16 protein-coding genes are annotated in these 21,224 nt (G+C 42.1%); 13 read left to right on the top strand and 3 right to left on the bottom strand.

Going from position 1 to position 21,224, the window contains the following annotated elements; all coding sequences use genetic code 11:
* Positions 1–65: 65 nt before the first annotated feature.
* The 7 genes from ACX6CI_RS09640 to ACX6CI_RS09610 all read left to right on the top strand — a co-directional run bounded on the left by ACX6CI_RS09640 (position 66) and on the right by ACX6CI_RS09610 (position 11,133).
* Complete coding sequence (locus ACX6CI_RS09640) at positions 66–617, top strand: NADPH-dependent FMN reductase (protein ID WP_458777951.1); 552 nt, start codon at positions 66–68, stop codon at positions 615–617.
* Between the two features lie 123 nt (positions 618–740).
* Positions 741–2,801: a serine protein kinase PrkA gene (locus ACX6CI_RS09635; RefSeq protein ID WP_458777950.1), complete on the top strand. Its 2,061-nt coding sequence runs from the start codon at positions 741–743 to the stop codon at positions 2,799–2,801.
* 208 nt (positions 2,802–3,009) lie between these two features.
* Positions 3,010–4,395 (top strand): DUF444 family protein, encoded by a 1,386-nt coding sequence (locus ACX6CI_RS09630; protein ID WP_458777949.1) that lies wholly within the window; start codon positions 3,010–3,012, stop codon positions 4,393–4,395.
* 43 nt (positions 4,396–4,438) lie between these two features.
* The gene (locus ACX6CI_RS09625; protein ID WP_458777948.1) at positions 4,439–6,061 is read left to right on the top strand and encodes a SpoVR family protein; all 1,623 of its coding nucleotides are present in this window, start codon (positions 4,439–4,441) and stop codon (positions 6,059–6,061) included.
* Positions 6,062–6,133: 72 nt separating this feature from the next.
* Positions 6,134–8,428: a serine protein kinase PrkA gene (locus ACX6CI_RS09620; RefSeq protein ID WP_458777947.1), complete on the top strand. Its 2,295-nt coding sequence runs from the start codon at positions 6,134–6,136 to the stop codon at positions 8,426–8,428.
* A 206-nt stretch (positions 8,429–8,634) separates the two neighbouring features.
* Complete coding sequence (locus ACX6CI_RS09615; protein WP_458777946.1) at positions 8,635–10,278, top strand: DUF342 domain-containing protein; 1,644 nt, start codon at positions 8,635–8,637, stop codon at positions 10,276–10,278.
* 198 nt (positions 10,279–10,476) lie between these two features.
* Positions 10,477–11,133, top strand: a complete 657-nt coding sequence (locus tag ACX6CI_RS09610) for a CBS domain-containing protein (RefSeq protein ID WP_458777945.1) — start codon at positions 10,477–10,479, stop codon at positions 11,131–11,133.
* Positions 11,134–11,382: 249 nt separating this feature from the next.
* On the opposite strand, the gene ACX6CI_RS09605 is transcribed toward ACX6CI_RS09610, so the two are convergent.
* Positions 11,383–12,282: a bile acid:sodium symporter family protein gene (locus ACX6CI_RS09605; RefSeq protein WP_458777944.1), complete on the bottom strand. Its 900-nt coding sequence runs from the start codon at positions 12,280–12,282 to the stop codon at positions 11,383–11,385.
* Positions 12,283–12,346: 64 nt separating this feature from the next.
* Complete coding sequence (locus ACX6CI_RS09600) at positions 12,347–13,792, bottom strand: pyridoxal phosphate-dependent decarboxylase family protein (RefSeq protein WP_458777943.1); 1,446 nt, start codon at positions 13,790–13,792, stop codon at positions 12,347–12,349.
* A gap of 269 nt (positions 13,793–14,061) precedes the next feature.
* Here ACX6CI_RS09600 and ACX6CI_RS09595 point away from each other — a divergent pair, with 269 nt between their 5' ends.
* The 6 genes from ACX6CI_RS09595 (at position 14,062) to ACX6CI_RS09570 (ending at position 18,531) form a co-directional block, all read left to right on the top strand.
* Positions 14,062–14,352, top strand: coding sequence for a putative quinol monooxygenase (locus ACX6CI_RS09595; protein ID WP_458777942.1), 291 nt, complete (start codon positions 14,062–14,064; stop codon positions 14,350–14,352).
* A gap of 81 nt (positions 14,353–14,433) precedes the next feature.
* The gene (locus ACX6CI_RS09590) at positions 14,434–15,462 is read left to right on the top strand and encodes a B12-binding domain-containing radical SAM protein (RefSeq protein WP_458777941.1); all 1,029 of its coding nucleotides are present in this window, start codon (positions 14,434–14,436) and stop codon (positions 15,460–15,462) included.
* Between the two features lie 156 nt (positions 15,463–15,618).
* A complete protein-coding gene (locus ACX6CI_RS09585; protein ID WP_458777940.1) occupies positions 15,619–15,942 on the top strand; it encodes a hypothetical protein in 324 nt (107 codons plus the stop codon).
* Complete coding sequence (locus tag ACX6CI_RS09580) at positions 15,939–16,394, top strand: hypothetical protein (RefSeq protein WP_458777939.1); 456 nt, start codon at positions 15,939–15,941, stop codon at positions 16,392–16,394. The genes ACX6CI_RS09585 and ACX6CI_RS09580 overlap by 4 nt, the downstream gene beginning before the upstream one ends.
* A complete protein-coding gene (locus tag ACX6CI_RS09575) occupies positions 16,391–16,960 on the top strand; it encodes an RNA polymerase sigma factor (RefSeq protein WP_458777937.1) in 570 nt (189 codons plus the stop codon). The genes ACX6CI_RS09580 and ACX6CI_RS09575 overlap by 4 nt, the downstream gene beginning before the upstream one ends.
* 239 nt (positions 16,961–17,199) lie before the next feature.
* The gene (locus ACX6CI_RS09570; RefSeq protein ID WP_458777936.1) at positions 17,200–18,531 is read left to right on the top strand and encodes a M20/M25/M40 family metallo-hydrolase; all 1,332 of its coding nucleotides are present in this window, start codon (positions 17,200–17,202) and stop codon (positions 18,529–18,531) included.
* A gap of 118 nt (positions 18,532–18,649) precedes the next feature.
* Here ACX6CI_RS09570 and ACX6CI_RS09565 read toward each other — a convergent pair whose 3' ends face one another.
* Positions 18,650–20,929, bottom strand: coding sequence for a PAS domain-containing hybrid sensor histidine kinase/response regulator (locus ACX6CI_RS09565; RefSeq protein WP_458777935.1), 2,280 nt, complete (start codon positions 20,927–20,929; stop codon positions 18,650–18,652).
* Positions 20,930–21,224 lie beyond the last annotated feature (295 nt).

Raw genomic sequence — 21,224 nt, 5'->3', positions numbered from 1 at the left:
GCCAAGGCAAACGTAAAACGATGCTCAGATAGTATCTCTACTCAAAAGTTAACGGGATGAAATAGATGAAAACACTGAAAATATTAGGTATTTGTGGCAGTCTTAGGAAGCAGTCAACAAATCTGGGCTTACTTAGATATGCAAGAGATAATGCTCCCGAGGGGGTTGTTGTTCACATTGCAGACTTGGCTGATTTACCGTTTTACAATGCTGATCTTAAAATTATTCCAGTTCCTGTTCAGAGATTTATTAACGAGCTGAAGGAAGCTGATGCCCTGTTACTTGGCTGTCCTGAATATAATTATTCCATGGCGCCTGCACTCAAAAATGCATTGGACTGGGCCTCCAGGGTTCCTGATAATGCGCTGCTTGCTGGTATGCCCGCCGCCATTGTCGGCGCAGGTGGGGGGATGGGGACTGGACGAGCGCAGTATCATCTTCGTCAGGTGTGTGTGTATTTAGATATTCACCCATTAAATAAACCGGAACTGTTGAGCAATGCCTTTAGCGGCAGCTATGATGAATCGGGTAATTTGGTCGATGAAAAAATCCAGTCCCTCGTTGTTGAGCAGCTCATTGCATTAAGAAGCTGGGCTGCAGATATACGACGATCTTAAGAGCAACCTATCAAAATATAAACGAATATTTTCCGGTCATCCCTTGTAAAAAAAAACAATTATGCTGATAATACATTACAAACAGTTGTATCAATCTATCTCAACCTGCTCAGGAGGGGAACGATGGCCCAAAAAGGAAAAAACGTACTTCACCAGCACATCACCGCTGTAAAAAAAGGCGATAGAATATTTGAAAATGCCTTTCAAAGTGTCAGTCGTATGGTTTTGGAGGGGGAAATCGATAAGGTTGTAGTTAACGGTAAATCAACCTTTGATTTCAGAATTTTCAGGGAAGGGAAAAAACATATCATCGGTATGTACGATGAAATTAATTCCTTTGTCTCCTTTGTTAAAGATGCCTCCCAGGGCGGCTCCTCTTCTGAGATGGCCTTTGTGCTTGTGGGGGAGCCCGGCAACGGAAAGACATTCCTAGTAGAGTACTTATGTGCCATGTACAGGGATTTTCTGTCTATTCCCAAAAACCGTAAATACACCTTTCGCTTTGTCGGTCTTGATAAACTCGGTTCTTACGGCAATATAAAAACAATCGAATCCCAGACCTATGAAGATCCTATGGTTCTTGCCATGAATCTTCATGAGACAAAGGAAGAGTCCAGAAAATATCTGGCGACAAGATACCGTGCTTCTTCTGCTCTTCTTGAAGAGTGGTATGAAAACTATCGGCCTCTGGGAGCATGTTCTGCCTATATTCTAAATGATATTCGTGAGTATACGGGTGGCAAATTAGAGGATATTCTCGATTTTATTGAGATTGTTCAGGTCCCGCTTATTGAAAGTCTTGGTACTGTGACGGGTAAGTATCCTGCAAAAGACAAGATCACCTCCTCTGCCGTGGATCTTTTGGGTGAAGAGTCAATTCAGCGGCTGCTCCATATAACTGACACCAACAATCCCTATAGATTTGATCTACGACGAGGGGCTCTGGCAAGGGTTGCCGGAGGTGGTATTCACTTCAGCGATGAGATTTACAAGAACAAAAAAGATCTTGTTCAGGTCTACTTAGGCATCATTCAGAATAGATGTATTGAGATTGATGGCTACAAGTGGCCCATCGATACTCTGATTGTCGCGACCAGCAATAACTCCGAGTTTAACCGCTTTCTTGAGGAAAAGGAGGAGGCACCGATCGTTGATAGGTGCAGGATCTGTTATGTGTCCCATAACACCAACTATGATCTGCAAAAAAATCTCACCGCATATGCAATTGGTAATGAGTCGAAAACCACTTTAACCGGTGATGCAATGCACCAGGATCCAAACCTTAATTATGCTGCTTCAGTGGGTGTTGTCCTCACAAGACTCCCACGCTCTGAAAAGCTTACTCCCATTGAGACAATGAAACTTGCAGCAGGAGAGGTCGCAGGTGAAAAAAGTCTTAAAACACTATCTGAGGTGATTGATACCCTCAGTCAGGAACATCAGATCACCAAGCGATTTGGTCAAAAGGGACTGGGGCAGAGAAATCTCGGTAGGTCAATTCAGTTGATGCTCGAGAGTTCAGAGACCAATGAGGGCAAGTGTATGTTTGCCTACGATGTGTTCCATGCCGTTGAAAGGGTTATCCTTGATTATGTTTCGGAGGCAAAGGATCGCGCCAAGTTCCTCGATGACCTGAAAATTGCAAAAGGTCTCTACCGTGAGCGCATCATGACAGAGATGTTCAACGCCTATATGGATGAGCCGCTGGCAATCCGTAAGGATGTCTTGAACTATGTGAACATGATCATAGGTAATGATGCCGAAAATCTTGGTGCCGATAAGATGTGGAAGTACAAAAATCCACAGACAGGTGAACTGCAGGCACTCAAGATCGATGAACGATATATCAACTCAGTTGAGGACTGTCTTGGTTTGAAAACCAAAGAACAGAAGGACTCCTTTAGAACCTCCATCAGGAAGATCTACGGTCAAAAGATTTCTGTTCGGCCAGATTATGATTTTATGGATAACCTGGAACTTGTTAAAGCGGTCACAGATGTTCGTTTAAAATCCGATATTGCAGGCTCTGGAAGTCTGATTGGAGCACTTGCCAATAGGACGAATGAGGAGAATCAGAAGCTCTACGATCGTATGATTGAAACCATGTTAAATAAACTTGGTTATTGCACAACCTGTGCCCAGAAGACTATTGAATATTTTTGTACTCAGGTGGATGAAAACTGATCAAAAGTGTCTTTTTACACAATATCTTCGTTTTGCTTAAAATATTATCCTCAGATAAGCGTAGACTTCGAGATATGTTGTATATGCCTGTGGTAATATTTTTCACAAGCCTCGATCTTGAATGAAAATTCTACTTTTGAAAAGGCTCAGGCAAATTGAAGTCACAGAAGTTACTCGTAGAACCAATGTTTAAACAGGGTGTTACTAGATGAAAAACAAACTTTATGCACTCTATGAATCCCTGAAAAAAGATGGTCTCACCCAGGCTCAGGATGAGAAAATCCGTTATGAATTGGATTTGCTTGCTTTGGACGGAGAACACCATCTTCCTGGCAAGCCTGGCATTAAGAGCATCTACAGCTATAACGATCTGGAGATGCTTCATAATGCCTCGCCCCCTAATCTTATGGCACTCAATACTGTTCAGTCCCTTGATTATTTGCTTGAAAGGGATAAGCAGAGGGAGGAGGATGGCTTTCCTCGAAAAATCAGGGTGGGCAAAATGGTTAAGCCCAGTCAGGATGGAGATGACAAGATAGTCATCGTACCCACAACAGTTGAGGAAAAGCTTTTCCATGACAAGGTTCGTCCTGATGAAGAAGGCGAGGGTGAGGGGGATGGTGACCCATCAGATGGAGATGGCGGAACCGGTGATGGAGAAGAAGGCGATATTATCGGTGAGGAGCAGGTAAGACCAGAGCAGGGAGGCCAGGGTGGTGCCGGCCAGGGAGATGGTGGCGAGCATGATGTTGAATCCAACGCCTATGATCTTGGCCGAATTCTGACCGAACAGTTTGAATTGCCGAATCTCAAAGATAAGGGGAAGAAGAAATCCCTGAGTAAGTATACCTACGATCTGACAGATCAGAACAGGGGTTTTGGTCAGGTTCTGGACAAAAAGGCAACGCTTAGGCGTGTATTGAAAACAAATATTGCGCTTAACCGGGTAAGGCCTTGTGAACAGGTTGATCCTGAATCACTTCTGATGTCCCCCAATGACAGGGTTTATAGGATTCTTTCAAAAGAAAAGGACTATGAGTCCCAGGCGGTTGTTTTTTTTGTACGGGATTACTCAGGGTCAATGGGTGGTAAGCCCACTGAGTTGATCGTGAATCAGCATGTGCTGATCTATTCCTGGCTGACCTACCAATATAAAAACCAGGTTGAGACGCGTTTTATCCTCCACGACACTGAAGCCAAGGAGGTTGAAAATTTTCAGGTCTATTATAATTCAACTGTCGCCGGGGGAACTCAAGTCTCAAGTGCATATAAACTTGTCAATGAAATAGTAGAAGACGAGTCCCTTGCCTTGGAGAATAATATCTATGTTTTCCATGGTACCGATGGAGATGACTGGGATACGAAAGGTGAAAAATCGATTCCGGAGCTGAAAAAAATCCTCCAGTATGCAAGTCGGGTAGGAATAACAATCGCCGAAAATGGTTATGGCATTTCAGGGCAGACTGAGGTTGAAAAATACATCAAGAAATCAGGTTTGCTCATGGAGAAAAGCGATCTTCTGCGGATGGATGTGATAACAAAGGATACAGATGAATCCAGGTTAATAAAGGGAATACGGGAGCTTATCTCGTAACCTATACTGTCATAGTTATGACCCATGTTTTTTGTGAGGTGATATGGAACTTGTAAGTCAGCATGCGAAAAAAATCATGGAAGGCTGCAAAGAGCGGGCCCGTGATGCTGGTCTGCGATTCCAGGATGAAAGTCTTGAATACATTGTGACCAATCGCGATTTTCTGGAACTCTCCCCTAAAAATATGATCCCGACCTTGTATGACTACTGGGTTCAGGATGTTGAGGTGATGAAGGAACAGGGGCAGTATGAACTCTATCCGAATAACCCTTACGAGACTGTAATTAATACAAGACCGCCCATCTCTTTTTACAATGATAACAACCCGGACTGGCTGAACGTGATGATCTTTTATCATGTGATTGGCCATATCGATTTCTTCCAGAACAATCTCTACTTTCGTCATACCTGGGATTACGATTTTGCAGGAAAGGCTCTTGCTGAAAAAAGGCTGCTTGCAAAGCTTCGTTCAGAAAAAGGTCGCTGGGTGGACTACATTATTGAGTTTGCACGATCAATTGATAATCTGGTTGGTTACTACGATCTTCTGGAGTCCTATACGGCTAAGAGTAAGAAGCTCAGCAGGGTCGATTTTTATTTTGATAGCTTCATCCAGGCCAAAGATGACAGTTCGATCGCCGGTTATGTTTCTGAGATCGAAAAATATAATGGGTTTAGGCGTGACTTTAAGGAAGGGGCGGATGCCCGTTTTGTTGAGGATATTAAGTCACGGCATGCTGAATTTGAGTCATTGTATGGCAAAGCCGTCAAGCAGCGGGAAAGTGGGCCTGGAAAGCTTGATCTGCTTCAATTCATAATGGAACATTCGGAGTTCTTGAACCGTGAAGATAATAAATGGATGCTTTCGGTTATAGAGCTTGTACGTTCTACGTCGTTGTATTTTCAACCCCAGATCAGAACCAAGATCCTCAATGAGGGCTGGGCCAGTTACTGGCATGAGACGCTCTTTTTACAAGATGACAGAATCAGCGGTAATGAAGTCGCCTTTGCAGCCGTAAACGCCAAGGTCACCTCGCTTCCTAAGGTTGGTCTCAATCCATATGCTCTGGGGATGCGCTTGTTTTACTATCTTGAGGAGCAGGCGAATAAGGGCCGCTTGTCATATGATTACCAGCGGATATCTGATCAGCATAAACGGAATAATTTTAATAAAAATACCAGCGCTGGAAGGGATTTTATTTTCGATATTCGTGAGAATTATTGCGATTCGATGTTTGTAAATACATTCATAGACCAGGAATTTGTGGATATGCATAAGTTGCTTGTGGTTGACAAACGACTAAATAAACAGCGTATGACCTGGGAATACTATATAAAATCAAAAAAGGCTGAACATTACAAAAAGATGGTTGCAGACTCGTTGTATCATCCTCCCGCTGTGAAGGTTGATATTGATGACGACAACAGCCTGGTGATAAATCATATTTTTGAAAATAAGCCTCTATTTCGTGAATATATTGGTGGGACTCTTATGGGTATAGAATATTTGTGGGGAAATAAGGTGAGTCTTTTTACCCATGAAGCAAAGCCCGTTAAGCAAGAAGCCCAGCCGGGCCCGCAGGAATCTGTTCAGCAAAGGATTCAGTGGAAAAGAGTAAAATATACAATGCATAAAAAGAAGATGATGAGGGTTGTTATCGATTAGTAGCAGTTGCTCACCCATCATTTACCTAAAAGAGGTAAATTCTTTAGATATATAGTGGCTAAGGGGAATTGTATGCGCGATTTAAGCAAGGTTTTCGCAAACTTTAAAAAGACGAAAGAGCAGTGGAAACAGTCTCCTGTACTTTCGTTTGCTGATTTCCTGCAAGAAGTTATCAAATATCCGGATCGTTATATTCGAAATGTCTATCAGCTCTATCCGGATATGGTCAAACAGTATGTTTGTGACGGTGTAGACGAGCAGAGTGATGATCCGGAAAGCATCCAGTTTCTCAAGTATGACTGTGGTGATTTATTTGTACACGGTTCTGACAGACCTTTTTTTGCTGATAGACTTTTTGCCAATCGTCTTATGAGGCATGTCGATAGTTTTAAGGTTGGCGCCAAGCAGAACAAAATTTATATATTTGATGGCCCCCACGGTAGCGGGAAATCAACTTTTTTAAACAATTTTCTGCAAAAATTCGAAGAATACGCCAACTCTCCACAAGGTTCCAGATATGAAGTCGTCTGGAGAATGAAGCATGATAAGGCAATGAGTGAGACCCATAACCTCAATGCAATCACCGACAAGCTCGCCTGGGTATTAGAAAACGATGGTCAAAATAATCTGGCTGCAGGAGTTAAATGTGCCTGTAAGGAAGATGCTGAACTAGGAAGTTATTTTGATGTTCCCTGTCCAAGCCACGATAATCCGCTGCTCCTCATCCCAAAAGAGATCCGCCGTCAGTTTTTTGATGATCTTTTTGAAAATGATGAAATTAAATGGCACCTTTTCACAGAGAAAAAGTATGACTGGCTGTTCCATGAGGAACCGTGCACCATTTGTGTTTCAATGTATCAGGAATTGCTCCGGAAATTTCAGGATCCGATGAAGGTGATGGAGTGTGTATTTGCAAGGCCTTACATCTTTAATCGGCGCATAGGCGAGGGTGTATCAGTTTTTAATCCCGGAGATAAGCCTCTACGTCATGGGGTAATGACCAGTGAAATGATCCAGCGTAGTCTGGATTCATTTTTTACTTCCGGAAAGCGGGTGAGCTATCTCTACTCTCGCTATGCCAAGACCAACAATGGTATCTATGCCCTTATGGATATTAAGTCCCATAATACTGACAGGTTAATGGAACTACACAATATCATCAGTGATGGGGTCCATAAGGTTGAAGATATAGAAGAACAGGTTGATTCTCTGCTCTTTGCGCTGATGAATCCAGAGGATAAAAAACTCCTTGATGATCTCCACGCCTTTGCCGACAGGGTGCAATACATAAACATTCCCTATGTACTCGATCTGCAAACCGAGGTGGATATCTACAGAGAGAACTTTGGTAAGCACATTGATGAAGGATTTTTGCCGCGGGTATTACATAATTTTGCACGGATCATCATTGCAACAAGGCTTCGAACAGAGTCTGACGCCATGAAGGAGTGGATTGGAAATCCTGAGAAATATGAGCTCTATTGTGATACCAATTTGCAACTCTTAAAGATGGAAATATTCACAGGGCATATCCCTGAATGGCTCTCTGAAGAGGATGTTTCAGAGTTTACCTCAAAGCGTCGACATAAGATTATAGCCGAATCTGAAAAAGATGGCTGGACAGGCTATTCCGGCAGGGATTCAATCCAATTATTTAATGAGTTTTATTCAACCTATGCAAAAGATGATAAACTCATTGATATGTCAATGCTCGGCAAATTTTTTAGAAAACAGTGTAAGGAAAATAAGGCCATCCTGCCCATGGGCTTTCTCGACTCCCTTCTCAGGATGTATAATTACACAGTGCTCCAGGAGGTCAAAGAATCCCTCTACTATTATAATGAAGATCAGATTTCAAGAGATCTCGTCAACTATATATTTGCGGTCAATTTTGAGCCCGGAACCACAGAGGTGTGTGAGTTTACAGGGGATAAGCTAGAGATAAACGACGATTATTTTTCTCAGATTGAAGCGCGTCTGCAGATTGAATCAACGAGTGCTTTGACGTTTCGAAGCAATGTACAAAGAAGTTATACCACAACAGCATTGCCCCAGGAAATGTTACGAGATGGGCTCGGAATAACAGAGACATCGCTTTATCACAATCTCCACGAAAAATATATTCATACCTTGAAGGAAAAGGTGCTTGAACCGTTTATGAAAAACGAAAATTTTCGTAGAGCGATTAAAGATTTTAACCATGAAGATTTCAAAACGTATGATGACAAGATTCAGAGTGATGTCACCTTTATGATTGAAAAATTACAAAAGAAATTTCGCTATTCAAGACAGGGTGCAAAAGAGATTTGTATATATGTTGTGGATAATAATCTGGCGCAGATTTTTTCTGACAGGAGACAGGTCTAAAACTGTTATTTTTTGACTACAGGTAAGGTGTGGCTCAACAGGTGAGAAGTGTCTGGAAACCAGCATTTTTTATGTGTGTTGATTACAATTCAAAGTCACAAATAATGTAGTTTTCTCCGGACGGCTTGCATTCAAATTACAGTGGCGGGTCTACGCAATTACTCTCGTCAAGAGTTATCATTACATTGCACAAGGATATGGGCACATTGTCTCAAGTAATTCCCGGAGTAATTATTCATTTCTCGGAAAATCCCTCAAAGACGGTCTCAGGAGAAGGAGATCGGCAAGGTTATAGTGATACGTTTGTAACTCCCGGTCAACTCCTCTTGTCCCTTAATAGAGAAAAAGCAGCTCCAACAACTGAACTGGTCTCGGGTGATAGTACAGAGTTGAGTCCAGATGGCAGTCAACTCCTTGCCTCGTGCTATGGTTATCCTAAAACAGTCGTCACAAGTTCAAAACAGGAGGCGAAGGTATCTGTTACACTGTGTAGGTTGGTCTCTGTAACGGATAATAAAATGGAGGCGTCAATCAATCTCTTTCCAGCCACAAAACCTGCAAACGTTCTTAACCTTGGCCTCGTACAGGATGTCCTGGAAAATGAAAACGTGAGTTTTGGTGTTGATCTTCAGGCCGTTACTGTGGCTCTTGACGCACTCAATACACTTGGTGAACCGATTTTTGACCATTTGATTGCCCGAGGTAAGAGACCTGTCCATGGTGATGATGCCTATATCAGGTTTGAGGTGGAAATCGGTCCTTTACCGGGAAAGATCCTGGCAGATGGAACCATCGATTTTCGAGAACGCCTCATGTTTGTTGGCGTCAAAAAGGGGCAATTGCTGGCCTGTAAGGTTCCGGCCACAGCGGGTAAGCCTGGATGCAATCTGGCGGGAGAACCAATTGAAGCACCAGATGGCCAGGATATCACGGTTAAGGTTTCTGATGACACATACTACAATGAGGATGATGGAACAATACGAGCCACAGCTTCTGGCGTACTCAGTGTGGTCAACGAGGATACAATCCGTGTCTTGTCCAAGCAAAAGATCGATGGAGATATCGATTATCATACAGGAAACATACGATCTCAGAACTGCGTAGAAATATCAGGTTCAGTGCAGCCCGGGTTTATTGTCTCAGTAAAAGGGAATGTGCTTATTGAGGGGAACGTTCAGTCTGCTTCAGTCAATTCGCACGGTAATATAATAGTTAAGGGTGGCATTGTAGGTCAAAAGACTAAAATTCGTGTACAGGGGACAGCTGAATTGAATCACATTGAAAATGGTACGCTTTCTGCCGGTGGCAATGTTGTGATCCGTTCCGGGGCATATTATTCTTCAATTCAAGCAGGTGGAGATTTGCACTGCCCTGAGAGTGTCAAGATTATTGGCGGAGATATCGTTGCGAGCGGCTCTGTGAGTTGCGGACAAATTGGTTCTTCAACAGCAAAACCAATATCTCTTGCAGTAGGTGTCGATCTTGCGAGGTATTATCTCTATCAGAACTTACAAAAAGAATATCAAACAGTACTTGAGGAAACCCAGGATTTAGCCCATCGACACGGTAGGGCGAAGCAGGCAAAGAGTGTAATACTACGGCGGGAAAAAACACTGAGGGCCATAGAAAAAGAACTGTTTGAATTAAATCTTATCCCCGGGACACGGGAAGATTCCATTGGAGATAATGACTCATTTTACACTCCGGAAACCGTGACTGTTCATGGAACTATTGCTGGGGGGAGTCAAATTAGAATTGGTAATGAGACCATGGCTCTGCATTCTGAAATGAGTGGTGTTGTAATTAAAATGCATACCACAACCGCAGAGATAGTGGTAAATCCCATCTGATAGCGAACTCAGTACCTTGCTCCAGAAAAGATGCCTAAAAAAACAGATAGCGTAGACTCCGAGAAACTGAGTTCAGGAACATTCATTGTTTCGAGTAATTCACAAGGTACTTATCCCGTTTATCTCGGTTAGAAGTAGGTGGTACTCAATATACATCGTATTTCTATTTCTTTATTAACTCTGCTGTGAGGCTGGGAAATGTTTGTCAGGCTATGGATGACCGAAAATCCTACTACAATATCAACGACGACGTCAGTTGAAAAAGCCCGGCTTTTAATGCGGGATATTGATGTCAGGCGTTTGCCTGTGGTGAATAAGGAAAAGCAGTTAGTTGGGATTGTGAGTACAACTGATATGTATAATGCCCTGCCATCAACTCTTGATGGAAGTTCTGCTGGGTCTGCGTTGCTCTTTTCCGAGTCGACGAGCGTTGGCGAAATAATGACGGCTGATCCCATGTGGGTGGGAGCGATGACTCCTCTGGAACTGGTTGCAAAACGAATGCGACAGCACAAGGTTGGTGCAATGCCAGTTATCGAGAATGGTGAACTTGTGGGTATAATAACAGAGTCTGATATTTTCAGGGCTTTTATGGAAATATTCGCTGTAAATGAAGACGGTGTACGGGTAGAAATTATCATGGGTAAAACTTCCGATGAATTCTACGATCTTCTTGCGGTTTTACGACGCTATGGGGTGCTAATATTATCCATGAATATCCATCATAATTATGGAAAAAAGCAGCGGTTGATAACCATGAAGACAGACGGAGAGGACCTTGAATATGCGTTTAATGCTGCGAGGAAATTAGGTGTGCAAATTAACTATATACAAGAGGATAGCCAAAATTTTTAGCAACTATTTCGCTGGCTCAAATGCAGTCTTAATGTATGTAGGAATTATATAATACCTAAAATGGATCTTTACGCAGTATGTAACGTAGTGATGATAAGCGTTTGAATGTACGAATCCAGATGGGCTTTGGGGAACAAACCCTTTTTCTCTAGATGGTATCTAAGGCTTGCTGGTAGAGAGATAAAATTGGATCAGTATAACACTTCACCACAGTTTTTTTAACGTAACGGCCCTTGACCGATCTATAAATTATTTACGGTTTGCAAGAACTGTAAAAAAGACAACAGATCCATACAGTGGGATAAAATAGAAGACACTCAAGGTGGCGGCCAGGGGTTGATCAATCTGTATGGCCAAAGCAATAATAAGTACATTGTTAACCCAGGTTTGACTTCCTGCCGCTGCCACTCTATCAGGCCAATGTTTACCTTTTTCTGACATCCATCCAATAAAAGATAACGTGACCCCAAGTCCCAGAGAGAAAAGAGCACAGTAGAGGATTTGAGCCGGGTTCGCCTGAAGGTAGGGGACATATCTGCCCAATGCACCAAAATTTATTGCAGCAATAACAACCAGAGCAATCGGATATCCTTTTCTATTGATTTGCTCGAGCAACTTCGGTGATATCTTTCTACAGCTAAATGCTGCAATGAGCGGAACAAATATGACAGTGGCAAGAAAGATTGCCATGGATAGCAAATCATAGTTGAGACTACTTTTGGCCAGTGTATTAACCATGAAAGGAAGGCTGATGGGGACAAAGAGGCTGGTTGTAACGGCCATCACCAGACAGTAGGAAATATTTCCTTTACAGAGTGACATAAAAAATGGTGATGAAACCCCGGTAGAGACCCCGGCAAGTAGTAGGATCGGTAGTGCCAGGGGAGGATAAATCATTAATGTAACATAGTAGGCAAGGATGGGAACGATACATAAACGAAGGATAAAACCTAATATTAATCCTTGCCAGTTGGAGACGATTGCATCGCCGACATCTTTTGGCGAAATCTTGATAAATGACAAGAAAAGCATAGTCATCATCAGGTATTTTATATACGGCGAGACTTGTTCAGAGATATGAGGGAAGAAAACACCGGAGATAAGTGAGCCATATAAAACAGCAATCAGTATGTAGTCTTTTCTGCCCATGTGTACATTTCCATTAATTACGAGTTACGTTTATCCCTTCTACAAATCTTACCTTTGTACCTCTCTACATTTCCAAAACAAAATGTCTTACTCGGTTCAGGAGTAGTTGAAGATCATCAATGGTGGTGAGTGGATTGATAATGGTACATCGTAGATATGCTTTGCCTGCTAGTTCTGTCTGTACGAGGTAAAATGATCCTTCATTCAGGAGCCTTTTTCGTAGATCAAATTGAAGATTGTCCATGTCTGGATGATCTTTTGCAAGGTATCTGAAACAAATTATATTGCACTCGGGTTCGATAGCTATCTCAAAATCGGGACTACTGTTGATGACTCTTGCGAATTCTTTTGTCAGGTCATAGACCTGGTCTATATAATCCCCAAAAAACTTTGTTCCATAGACAGAGAGGCAGGTGTACACATTGAAACCCATCATTAATTTGGTGCATTCCATGGTCCTGTGGGCCATGTTATACCATTCTTCTTTTGCTTCATTTTCAAAGAGGTATGAGGCTTTTTGGGAGAATGCCTCATAGGAATTGTGAGGGTTCTTAAAGATGACTGCGGTATTGAGCGCGGGCATAAGCATCATCTTATGAGTATCCCAAACGAGGGAATCTGCTTTCTCAACACCTTTTAGGAGATGTTTATATTTATTTGAGATAAGAGCTGATGCGCCATGGGCCCCATCTACATGGAACCATAAATTGTTCTTCTCACAAAACTCGCCAATTTTTTCAAGATTGTCATAGCTACCAGTTGCTGTAGAACATGCACTTGCAGCTACAGCAATGACCTTTTTCCCATCCGTTTTAGCCTTATCTAAGGCACTTTGAAGCTGGGTTGTATCCATATGGAAATTATCGTCTGCCGGTACTGGTATGACAGACTGTTCTCCAAGCCCCATCACAGAGACAGCACGTTTTACTGAATAATGGCATTGCTCAGAGACAATGATAGCAAGGTTCTCTGTCTCTTTAGCGCCTTTAGTCCAAATGTCATAGTCTGTTTTAGCCTGACGAGCAGCGAGAAGTGCGGTGAGGTTTCCAAGAGTACCTCCAGAGGTAAAGAATCCATCGCCCGTTGTTGTATGCCCGATGAGGCCAGACATCCAAACGATGAGCTTGCGCTCCATAATTGTCGTCGCAGGTCCCATATCATAAACGGCATTACCATTATTTAAGAGTGCGCCAACAAGTGAGCAGAGTGATGCAAGGGGCAGGGGAGACGTCACCTGGTGGCCAACGTATCTTGGATGGTGAAGATGGTTTGATAATTCGATTGTTTTATCAATAAGGGAGGTGAAATCAGTGCCAGGTTCTTCAGGGAACTCTCCACTCCACTTTTCAAGCATTTCTTCAGGTGTAACTGGTGGTAGTACATTGTCGAGCGCTCTGTTCTCAGCTTTTTCCAGGTAATTCGCGAGAATATCCACCACTTTATATCCATTGGCTTTAAACTCTTCTGCAGAAAATGCTTTGTTTATATCTATGGTTTGTTTGGGAGACATTTTGACCTTGATCCAAGACTTATATTTATCGAAATTGTAGTATCTGTTTCTGACGTAATGAGAAGAGTTACAGTAACATATTGAGGCTATAGAACCACTTACAAAACTACCCCTTTCGGATTCTGCTTTTATCTGACACAAGATCTTCATTTTGTAAAAGTCTTTCTCTGTTTTTTATAAAACAATTATTATTGTTATTATTACAGGTATGTATTGCAGGTATGTATTGCAGGTTAATGAGTAGTATCAATCTATACAATGAGAGGAAAATGGCTCAAATAACAATCGTAGCAAATATTACGACTAAGGCAGACAAAGTTGAACTGGTAAAGGCAGAACTACTGAAGTTGATCGACGTTACCCGTGCAGAAGAGGGGTGTATTAATTATGATCTCCATCAGGACAATGAAAATCCGGCTCACTTTTTGTTCTATGAAAACTGGGAATCCCGTGAACTGTGGCAGAAACATGTGGGGAATACGCATCTCAAGGAGTATATGGCCGCAACTGAAGGTGCAGTAGAGGCATTTTCGGTCAATGAAATGAGTAAAATAGCCTGAGGTTTATGTTCTAAGAAGGGAGATATGTTTTTAATAGCCTACCTCCTTTTATGATTCATTATAAAAGAGTCCAGGGTGAATATGGAAATGATTGACTTTGAGCAAGGCCCAATTCGACCGCCAACTGAGGCGGATAGCCTCCTGATTAGAACCACCAGAGGTTGTCCTTGGAATAAATGTTCTTTTTGCACTCTATTTCAAGGGGCCCACTTTTCCATCAGATCAGTGGATGATATTAAAAGAGATATTATTGCTGCAAAGCACTATTACAATGGGGCACCTATTGAAACCTGCTTTTTGCAGGATGGTGATTCCTTTGTAATGGGTACAGACAATCTTATTGAGGTGCTCAGCGCCCTAAAAGACGCTTTTCCGTCATTGAAACGAATCAGCTCCTATGGCAGAGCTCAGACCATGATGAGAAAATCTGCTGCTGAAATGCAGGAGATCTGCGATGCCGGCTTAAATATGCTCTATAGTGGCTTGGAGTCAGGATCTGCTGAGGTGCTTAAAAAGGTGCGAAAAGGCACAACCCCTGAAGATTTTATAGAATCCTCTCGTCGGGCAAAACAGGCTGGGATGAAAATGATGGTGTTTGTCATTCTGGGTTTGGGTGGTAAGGAACTCTCAAAGCTGCACGTAGAGGGAACAATCGATGTTTTAAACCAAGTTGATCCGTGCGAAATACGTAACCTTACCCTAGGGGTAAAAGACGGTACTGGTTTGGCTCAGATGATTGATGACGGTAACTTTACTCTGCTATCAGAAGTTGAGATGATTGAAGAAGAGTTTGAGATTCTGAGTAAGCTCACAGGTATTAATAGTCATTTTAGAAACTTCCACAGTGTTGATCTCCTTCCGGAAGTGGATGGTACATTACCAGGTGATAAGGCAAAACTTATGGCTACCCTAAAAAGCTTTTTATCTCTACCTGAAGATGAGCAAAATAATTTTATTTTGGGGCGCAGACTAGGGTATTACGCCCAACTTTCCGATCTTGGGAATATTTCAATGCAGCAAGTGGTCGAGCAGCACATGGAGAAGATCACGAGTGATAAATCAATACATCTTGAATCTGTTTTTCATGACTTGCGTAAGAAAATGATTTAGCAGAAAATTCCTTCTGTATCGTCCGTCATAGGGTATATATCCCCAACTATTTATGCATTCAGGGCCTTAATTGACTAAAGGGGTGTGCCTAAAATTATTAAGGGATATTTCGATCTTAAACGTATTAATGGTAGAATCCCTTTATAGGAGTGACTTATGGATACACTTGATAAAAAAATAGCTCACTCAGTTCAACAGGAACCCTCCTTTGATGCGCTGAGTAGTTTGAGAACAGATGTTTGGGAAAAAGTCAGGGCTACAAGAGAAAAAGATGGGCCGCCAAATTGGCTTGATCTCACTTTAAGCCCTGGGGTGAAGGTTTTTTCCCTCGTCCTTATTTTAGGCTCTTGTCTTGCGTTATCTCAGATTAGTTTTGACAAAGGAGGTGAGCCGGATCTCTTTGATCTGCGATATTTCTCCCATCAAAGCCTGACGACCACAAACTTATTATCTCTCAATGGTCAAGGAACTCTACCATGAAACTATTTCCCCTAATTGTACTCGTGATTGTGTTTTTGTCAGGTGGTTCTCTTGGTGTACTTATTGGTCAGAAAACAGCACCCGCTAAGACCCAGAACGCTCACTGTGTTCCGGCCTCCCATAATGAAATAGACACATTTTACACCACAACCCTTGGGGTGACGAAAGAGCAGAAACTTCTTCTTGCACCTATTGAAGAGGCTTACCTCAAACAAAAGCAGATCTACATAGAACAGATGGCTGCAGCCAATAACAAACTGGCACAGATCATCGAACAAAAGGGCTATGAAGATGAGGATGTCGCAGATGTTGTGATGGCGATCCACACTCCTATGGGGGCTTTGCAACATCTGACGTTACAACATCTCGCTCAAATAAAAACTGTGTTAACTGCTGAGCAAGCCGAAGTTCTTCAAAACCATGTTGTAGAGAGGCTTCGAAACAATCCATGATGACAGTTGCTCCGGGTCATGATGACAGTGATGAGCAGTTGATAAAAAGGTTATGTTCAGGAGAAGATCTTGTGCTGGATATTCTCATGCAGCGCTACCAGAACCCCCTGTATCACTTTGTGCTCAGATACATTCACGATGAATCTCTTGCCTATGATATTGTTCAGGAAACATTTGTTCGGGTCTATACGAGGGCTGCTTCTTTTAATGCGGCATATCGTTTTAAAACCTGGTTGTATCAAATCGCCTTAAATTTATGCAGGGATAAAGGTCGCAAACACGCGTTGCGTAAAATATTCTCTTTTAACGAGGCTGAGGAGAAGGAATCGCCAGATACTGGTTATGATGCTGGGATAGAGGAAAAAAATGAAAGAAAAGAGGACGTTGCTCGTTTGCACAAATATATCTCTCAACTGCCACATAAACTAAAAAGTGCCCTTATCTTATTCACTTTAGAAGAAAAGAGTCAGATTGAAAGCGCCGCAATTTTGGATGTTAGCCCCAAGACCATAGAAACCAGAGTCTACCGTGCAAAAAAAATCCTGGAGAAGAAAATGAAGAATTGATCCGAAGGAAAATAGTGTGTGTTTCGTCTGATCAGAAGAAACGAGTTTTCAAGGAGGCTGTAATGAGACATTCTATTCTTATTATATTTTAAGAGAGGTATTTCCAGGCTGATGAAGCCCCGGGATTATCTGATCCCCCCTTCATACACTGTTTCCCCGTTATTCTAAAAGGTACGCTATTCTAAATAGTGATATGTATAATATCTACCTTGGGTAAAGATATAGGTTGAGATGAGTTGATGATACGGCAGAATGAAATTGATTTTGAAGAATACCTGGGTTGTCTTCGAGATCTTGTAAAAATACCCACCGTGTTCACGCAACCTGATCAGATTGAAACCGGAATGCGCTGGTGTCAGGATGTTTTGTCTCAGAATCTCATGGGATACCGCGTTTACAGAGACAGGAAGAAAAATCTGATCGCCTGCCCGGAAAAAATTGATGTGAATCAGGATATTATTTATCTGAGTGCGCACATGGATATTGTGGATGCAGATCCGTTGGAATGGGATGAACCGTTTTCTCCATTCTCACTGTATGAAGATGAGTACCAGATGGTGGCGCGTGGGGTGAGTGATTGTAAAGCGGGTGTAGCTTTTGAACTCTTAATCAGTAGGCTTGCTCGTCTTGGGGAAATTAAATTATCCAATCTGGTGTTCACTATCACCTTCAAAGAAGAAGGGGCAGGTATTAAGACATCTCGCCAGATAGGTGAGGATTTAGGCACTGTTCTCCCAATTTCAGAAAAGGATACTTTCTTTATTGTTCTTGAAAATAACGTAACCGTTTCAGATCCTTCAATTTTTAGTTTTTATACAGCTGAACGGGGAAACTTTGTTATTCGGGTATCTGACACATTAGATCGTTTGCGTACTATTCTATCTCAGTTGAGTCAATGGAACCCGGTAAGTATTCGCCCTGACATAGATACTAAAAGTATCGGAGGTAAAGGAGGTAAAGGAGGTAAAGTCTTAACGCAGAAAGGAGGGCATGTCTGTTCGGTTCCTCGGGAGAAAAATCTACTGACAAGTGTAATTGCAGAGTCTTTGGATAGTGATCTTCTCTTGGCTGGCGATGAATCAGGTTTTGCTGTTATACCTTCAAAAATATATATATCAGAAGGGCAGGCGCCGGTCGTACATCATTTGGTTCTCAGTAACCGCTCATTTGATACAATTGAAAGTGTCCATAGCCAGCTTGATGGGCTGAGTTACAGGCAAGTGAAAGATTTTTCAATCTCTGAAGGGATGAACTATGACAAGGCTTTTTCAAATCATCATATTTTAAGCTATCTTAAAGAGTATAAAAATAAGCACCTGCGTCTTAAACAAACGTATAACGTAGGCGTTTCTGATGCTACAATTGTAACCCGCAGTATGGATGATCAATGTAAGCAACGATTTTATCCAATTGTTCTGGGACCTGGAACCAGATCCCAGAGAAATATTTCTCCAATACGATTAACCCACGGAAAAAATGAGACCTTTGATAAAAATAGCGGAAAATTAGCTGTTGAATGTCTCTTGTCAATGTTGACTGAACTAGGCGCTATAGCCAATAATATTGATTAATAAGACACACTTGTCATTGCTGTTTTGGACCTGATTTTTCAAGGTACCCTTACTTGTAGAAATGCATCTCATCGTGGGGCTTAAGACTAAAACTGTACGAACATTTTAGATCTGTGCACTATATTGAGCTACTCCTTGGTCTGCTTAACTCTCGGTGGATGGCAAGTCCTATCTTTTCAAAGGTATAAGGTTTCTTAACAAATTTCCCCGCTCCCAACCGTTGAGCTTCTTTGATAGCATCTGTTTCTGAAAAGCCGCTCACGATGACAGCCTTCTGACCTGGGTGATTCCTCAATATTTGATCATATGTTTCGAGGCCACTTATGCCTGGCTCCATAATCATATCGAGTAACAGCAGGTCAACCGTATGATTCATCAGATACTTTACAGCCGCCTCTCCAGAGGAAACTTCGGTGGCTACATAACCCAATTTTTCCAAAAAGTTGCACGCAATTTCCCTCTGAGCGGCGACATCATCGATGACAAGAATGGTCTCCCCATGACCCATATAGGATTCAAAAGCTATTGATGAAGAACTCTCAATGATGTCTTCTCTGGAGACTGGAAAAAATAACTGAAAGGTGGTGCCGCAACTCTCACTGCTCACATCGATGTAGCCCTCGTGATCTTGCATAACATTCCATACAACCGCCAGACCCAATCCAGTCCCACTTCGGCCCATTATTTTTTTAGTGTAAAACGGTTCGAAGATTCTTTCAATTTCATTTGAGGGAATCCCTCTCCCGTCATCGGCAACTTTTAAAACTGCGTACTCATCAATGTTAACATCCTCATAGCCCTTTAATGGTTTGTCCACGAATATGTTATGGGTCGACAGGGTGACTGTCCCTCCACCTTCGATGGCCTCTGCAGCATTTGAGACCAGATTCATGACAACTTTACGCAAATGGGAGTGAGAGCCTATGGTGTTGAGCAAATTGGCATCGAGATCAGTACGTACCTTGACGGCAGGATGGAACTGGATAAGTTTTTCAAACTCCGGTGATTCCAGATAGTCGTTAACAAGCGCGTTAATATTTAGTATCTCTTTAGTCGTTGCGACCCCTCTTGCAATTGTTAACAAGTCTTCAACAATTGCAGCCGCACGGTTACCTGCTGCCTGCATTGTTTTGATGGGCTTTCGGAGACTACTGTCTTCTGGCAAATCCATGAGGATCAATTCCGGGTAGCTGACAATCCCGGATAATATGTTATTCAAATCATGGGCAACACCACCAGCTAAAAGGCCCATGGATTCCATCTTCTGGGAGCGTTGGATCTGAGCTTCCAGGCGTTGACGCTCGGTGATATCACGAATTGCGGCAATGTGTACATCGCGGCCTTGATAATTAAAAATGCTGGCTGAAATTTCTGTTGGAAAAACAGTTCCGTCTTTCTTCCTATGATACCTGACCGGTATATATGTACCTCTAGTTTGAGTGGCACTTCTGGTCTTTTGCGGCTCGGCAGAAAAATCTGTGTTTTTCATCTTGATGACTTCATCACGGCTATAACCATAGAGCTCAATAAATGCGTTATTAACTTCAAGCATCTTACCAGTTTTGATTTCAATCACAGCCAGCGCATCTGATTCCATATCAAACAAGGTTCGATATTTTTCCTCGTTCTCTTTTAAAGCCTTCTCAGTTCGTTTGCTTTCACTTATATCTCGCAATGCAGTTATACGGACATCTGCCCCCTTGAGAGTAGTCATCCTGCCTTGGATTTCAGAAGGGAAGGTGGAGCCATCCTTGCGAAGTGCGGTCACCTCATAAGGTTTTTCACTGCAAGAGTGAATATTGGATTTTACTCTTTCTCGATCTTCGGAGACAATAAAATCAGTTGCGTATCTTCCGCGAGCCTCATCAGGTGAATAACCAAACATCTGCTCAGCTGTCCTGTTGAGGTCAAGACAAATACCATTTTCGGAGATAAAGATGGCCTCAAAGGTAGCATTCGATAACGCTTTAAAGCGCTCTTGACTGTCTTGTAAAGCGTCTTCAATATTTTTTCTGGCAGTGATGTCATGAACGACTGAAAATGAGTACTCTTGCCCCTTGACTGAAATTGGATTGGCGTATACCTCTACATCACGTATTTCGCCATTGGCTAGCTGGTGTTTGTATACGTAATAGGACCGATTTTCATCTAGTGCCCGTTTGATCTCTGCACGAATCTCTAACTCAGGTGTGATATTGAGATCCGGAACACGTTTGGTGAGCATTGTGTCCAGATCATAACCATAAAAATCCAATGCCGCTTGATTGGCATCAATGATGGCAAATGTCGACAAATCAACGATGTACATCACTGCACTGTGTTCTTTGAACATGCTTCTGAAAGTTTCAGAATCCATTGTCAATTTGTCATCATCAGCAGATAGTATCTTTTTTTTCATATTCTTTGTTTTTCAGGTGGGAAGGAAGAGCACGGTGTATTAAATTAAAATTCTTTTATTTATTTTATCACCAAAAGATAGTTGTGAACATGAAATCTAAGAAAAATTTACCAGAACGGCAGATTAATGATAAGATAGAATCAAAAAACGACGGTCAATTGGTAACTTTTGGTAGATAATTCAAAAGAATTACAAAGAAATAGAGCAACAGCAAATTAGATCTTTGCAAAGAGAATGTACAATTGAACTGTTAGATGAGATAAAGCCTTGATGCTGAAATCTGTAAGATCATATT

The organism is Desulforhopalus glucosivorans (assembly GCF_054397165.1).
Note: the sequence above shows the minus strand (reverse complement) of the source record. Positions and strands in the feature narration are given on the sequence as shown.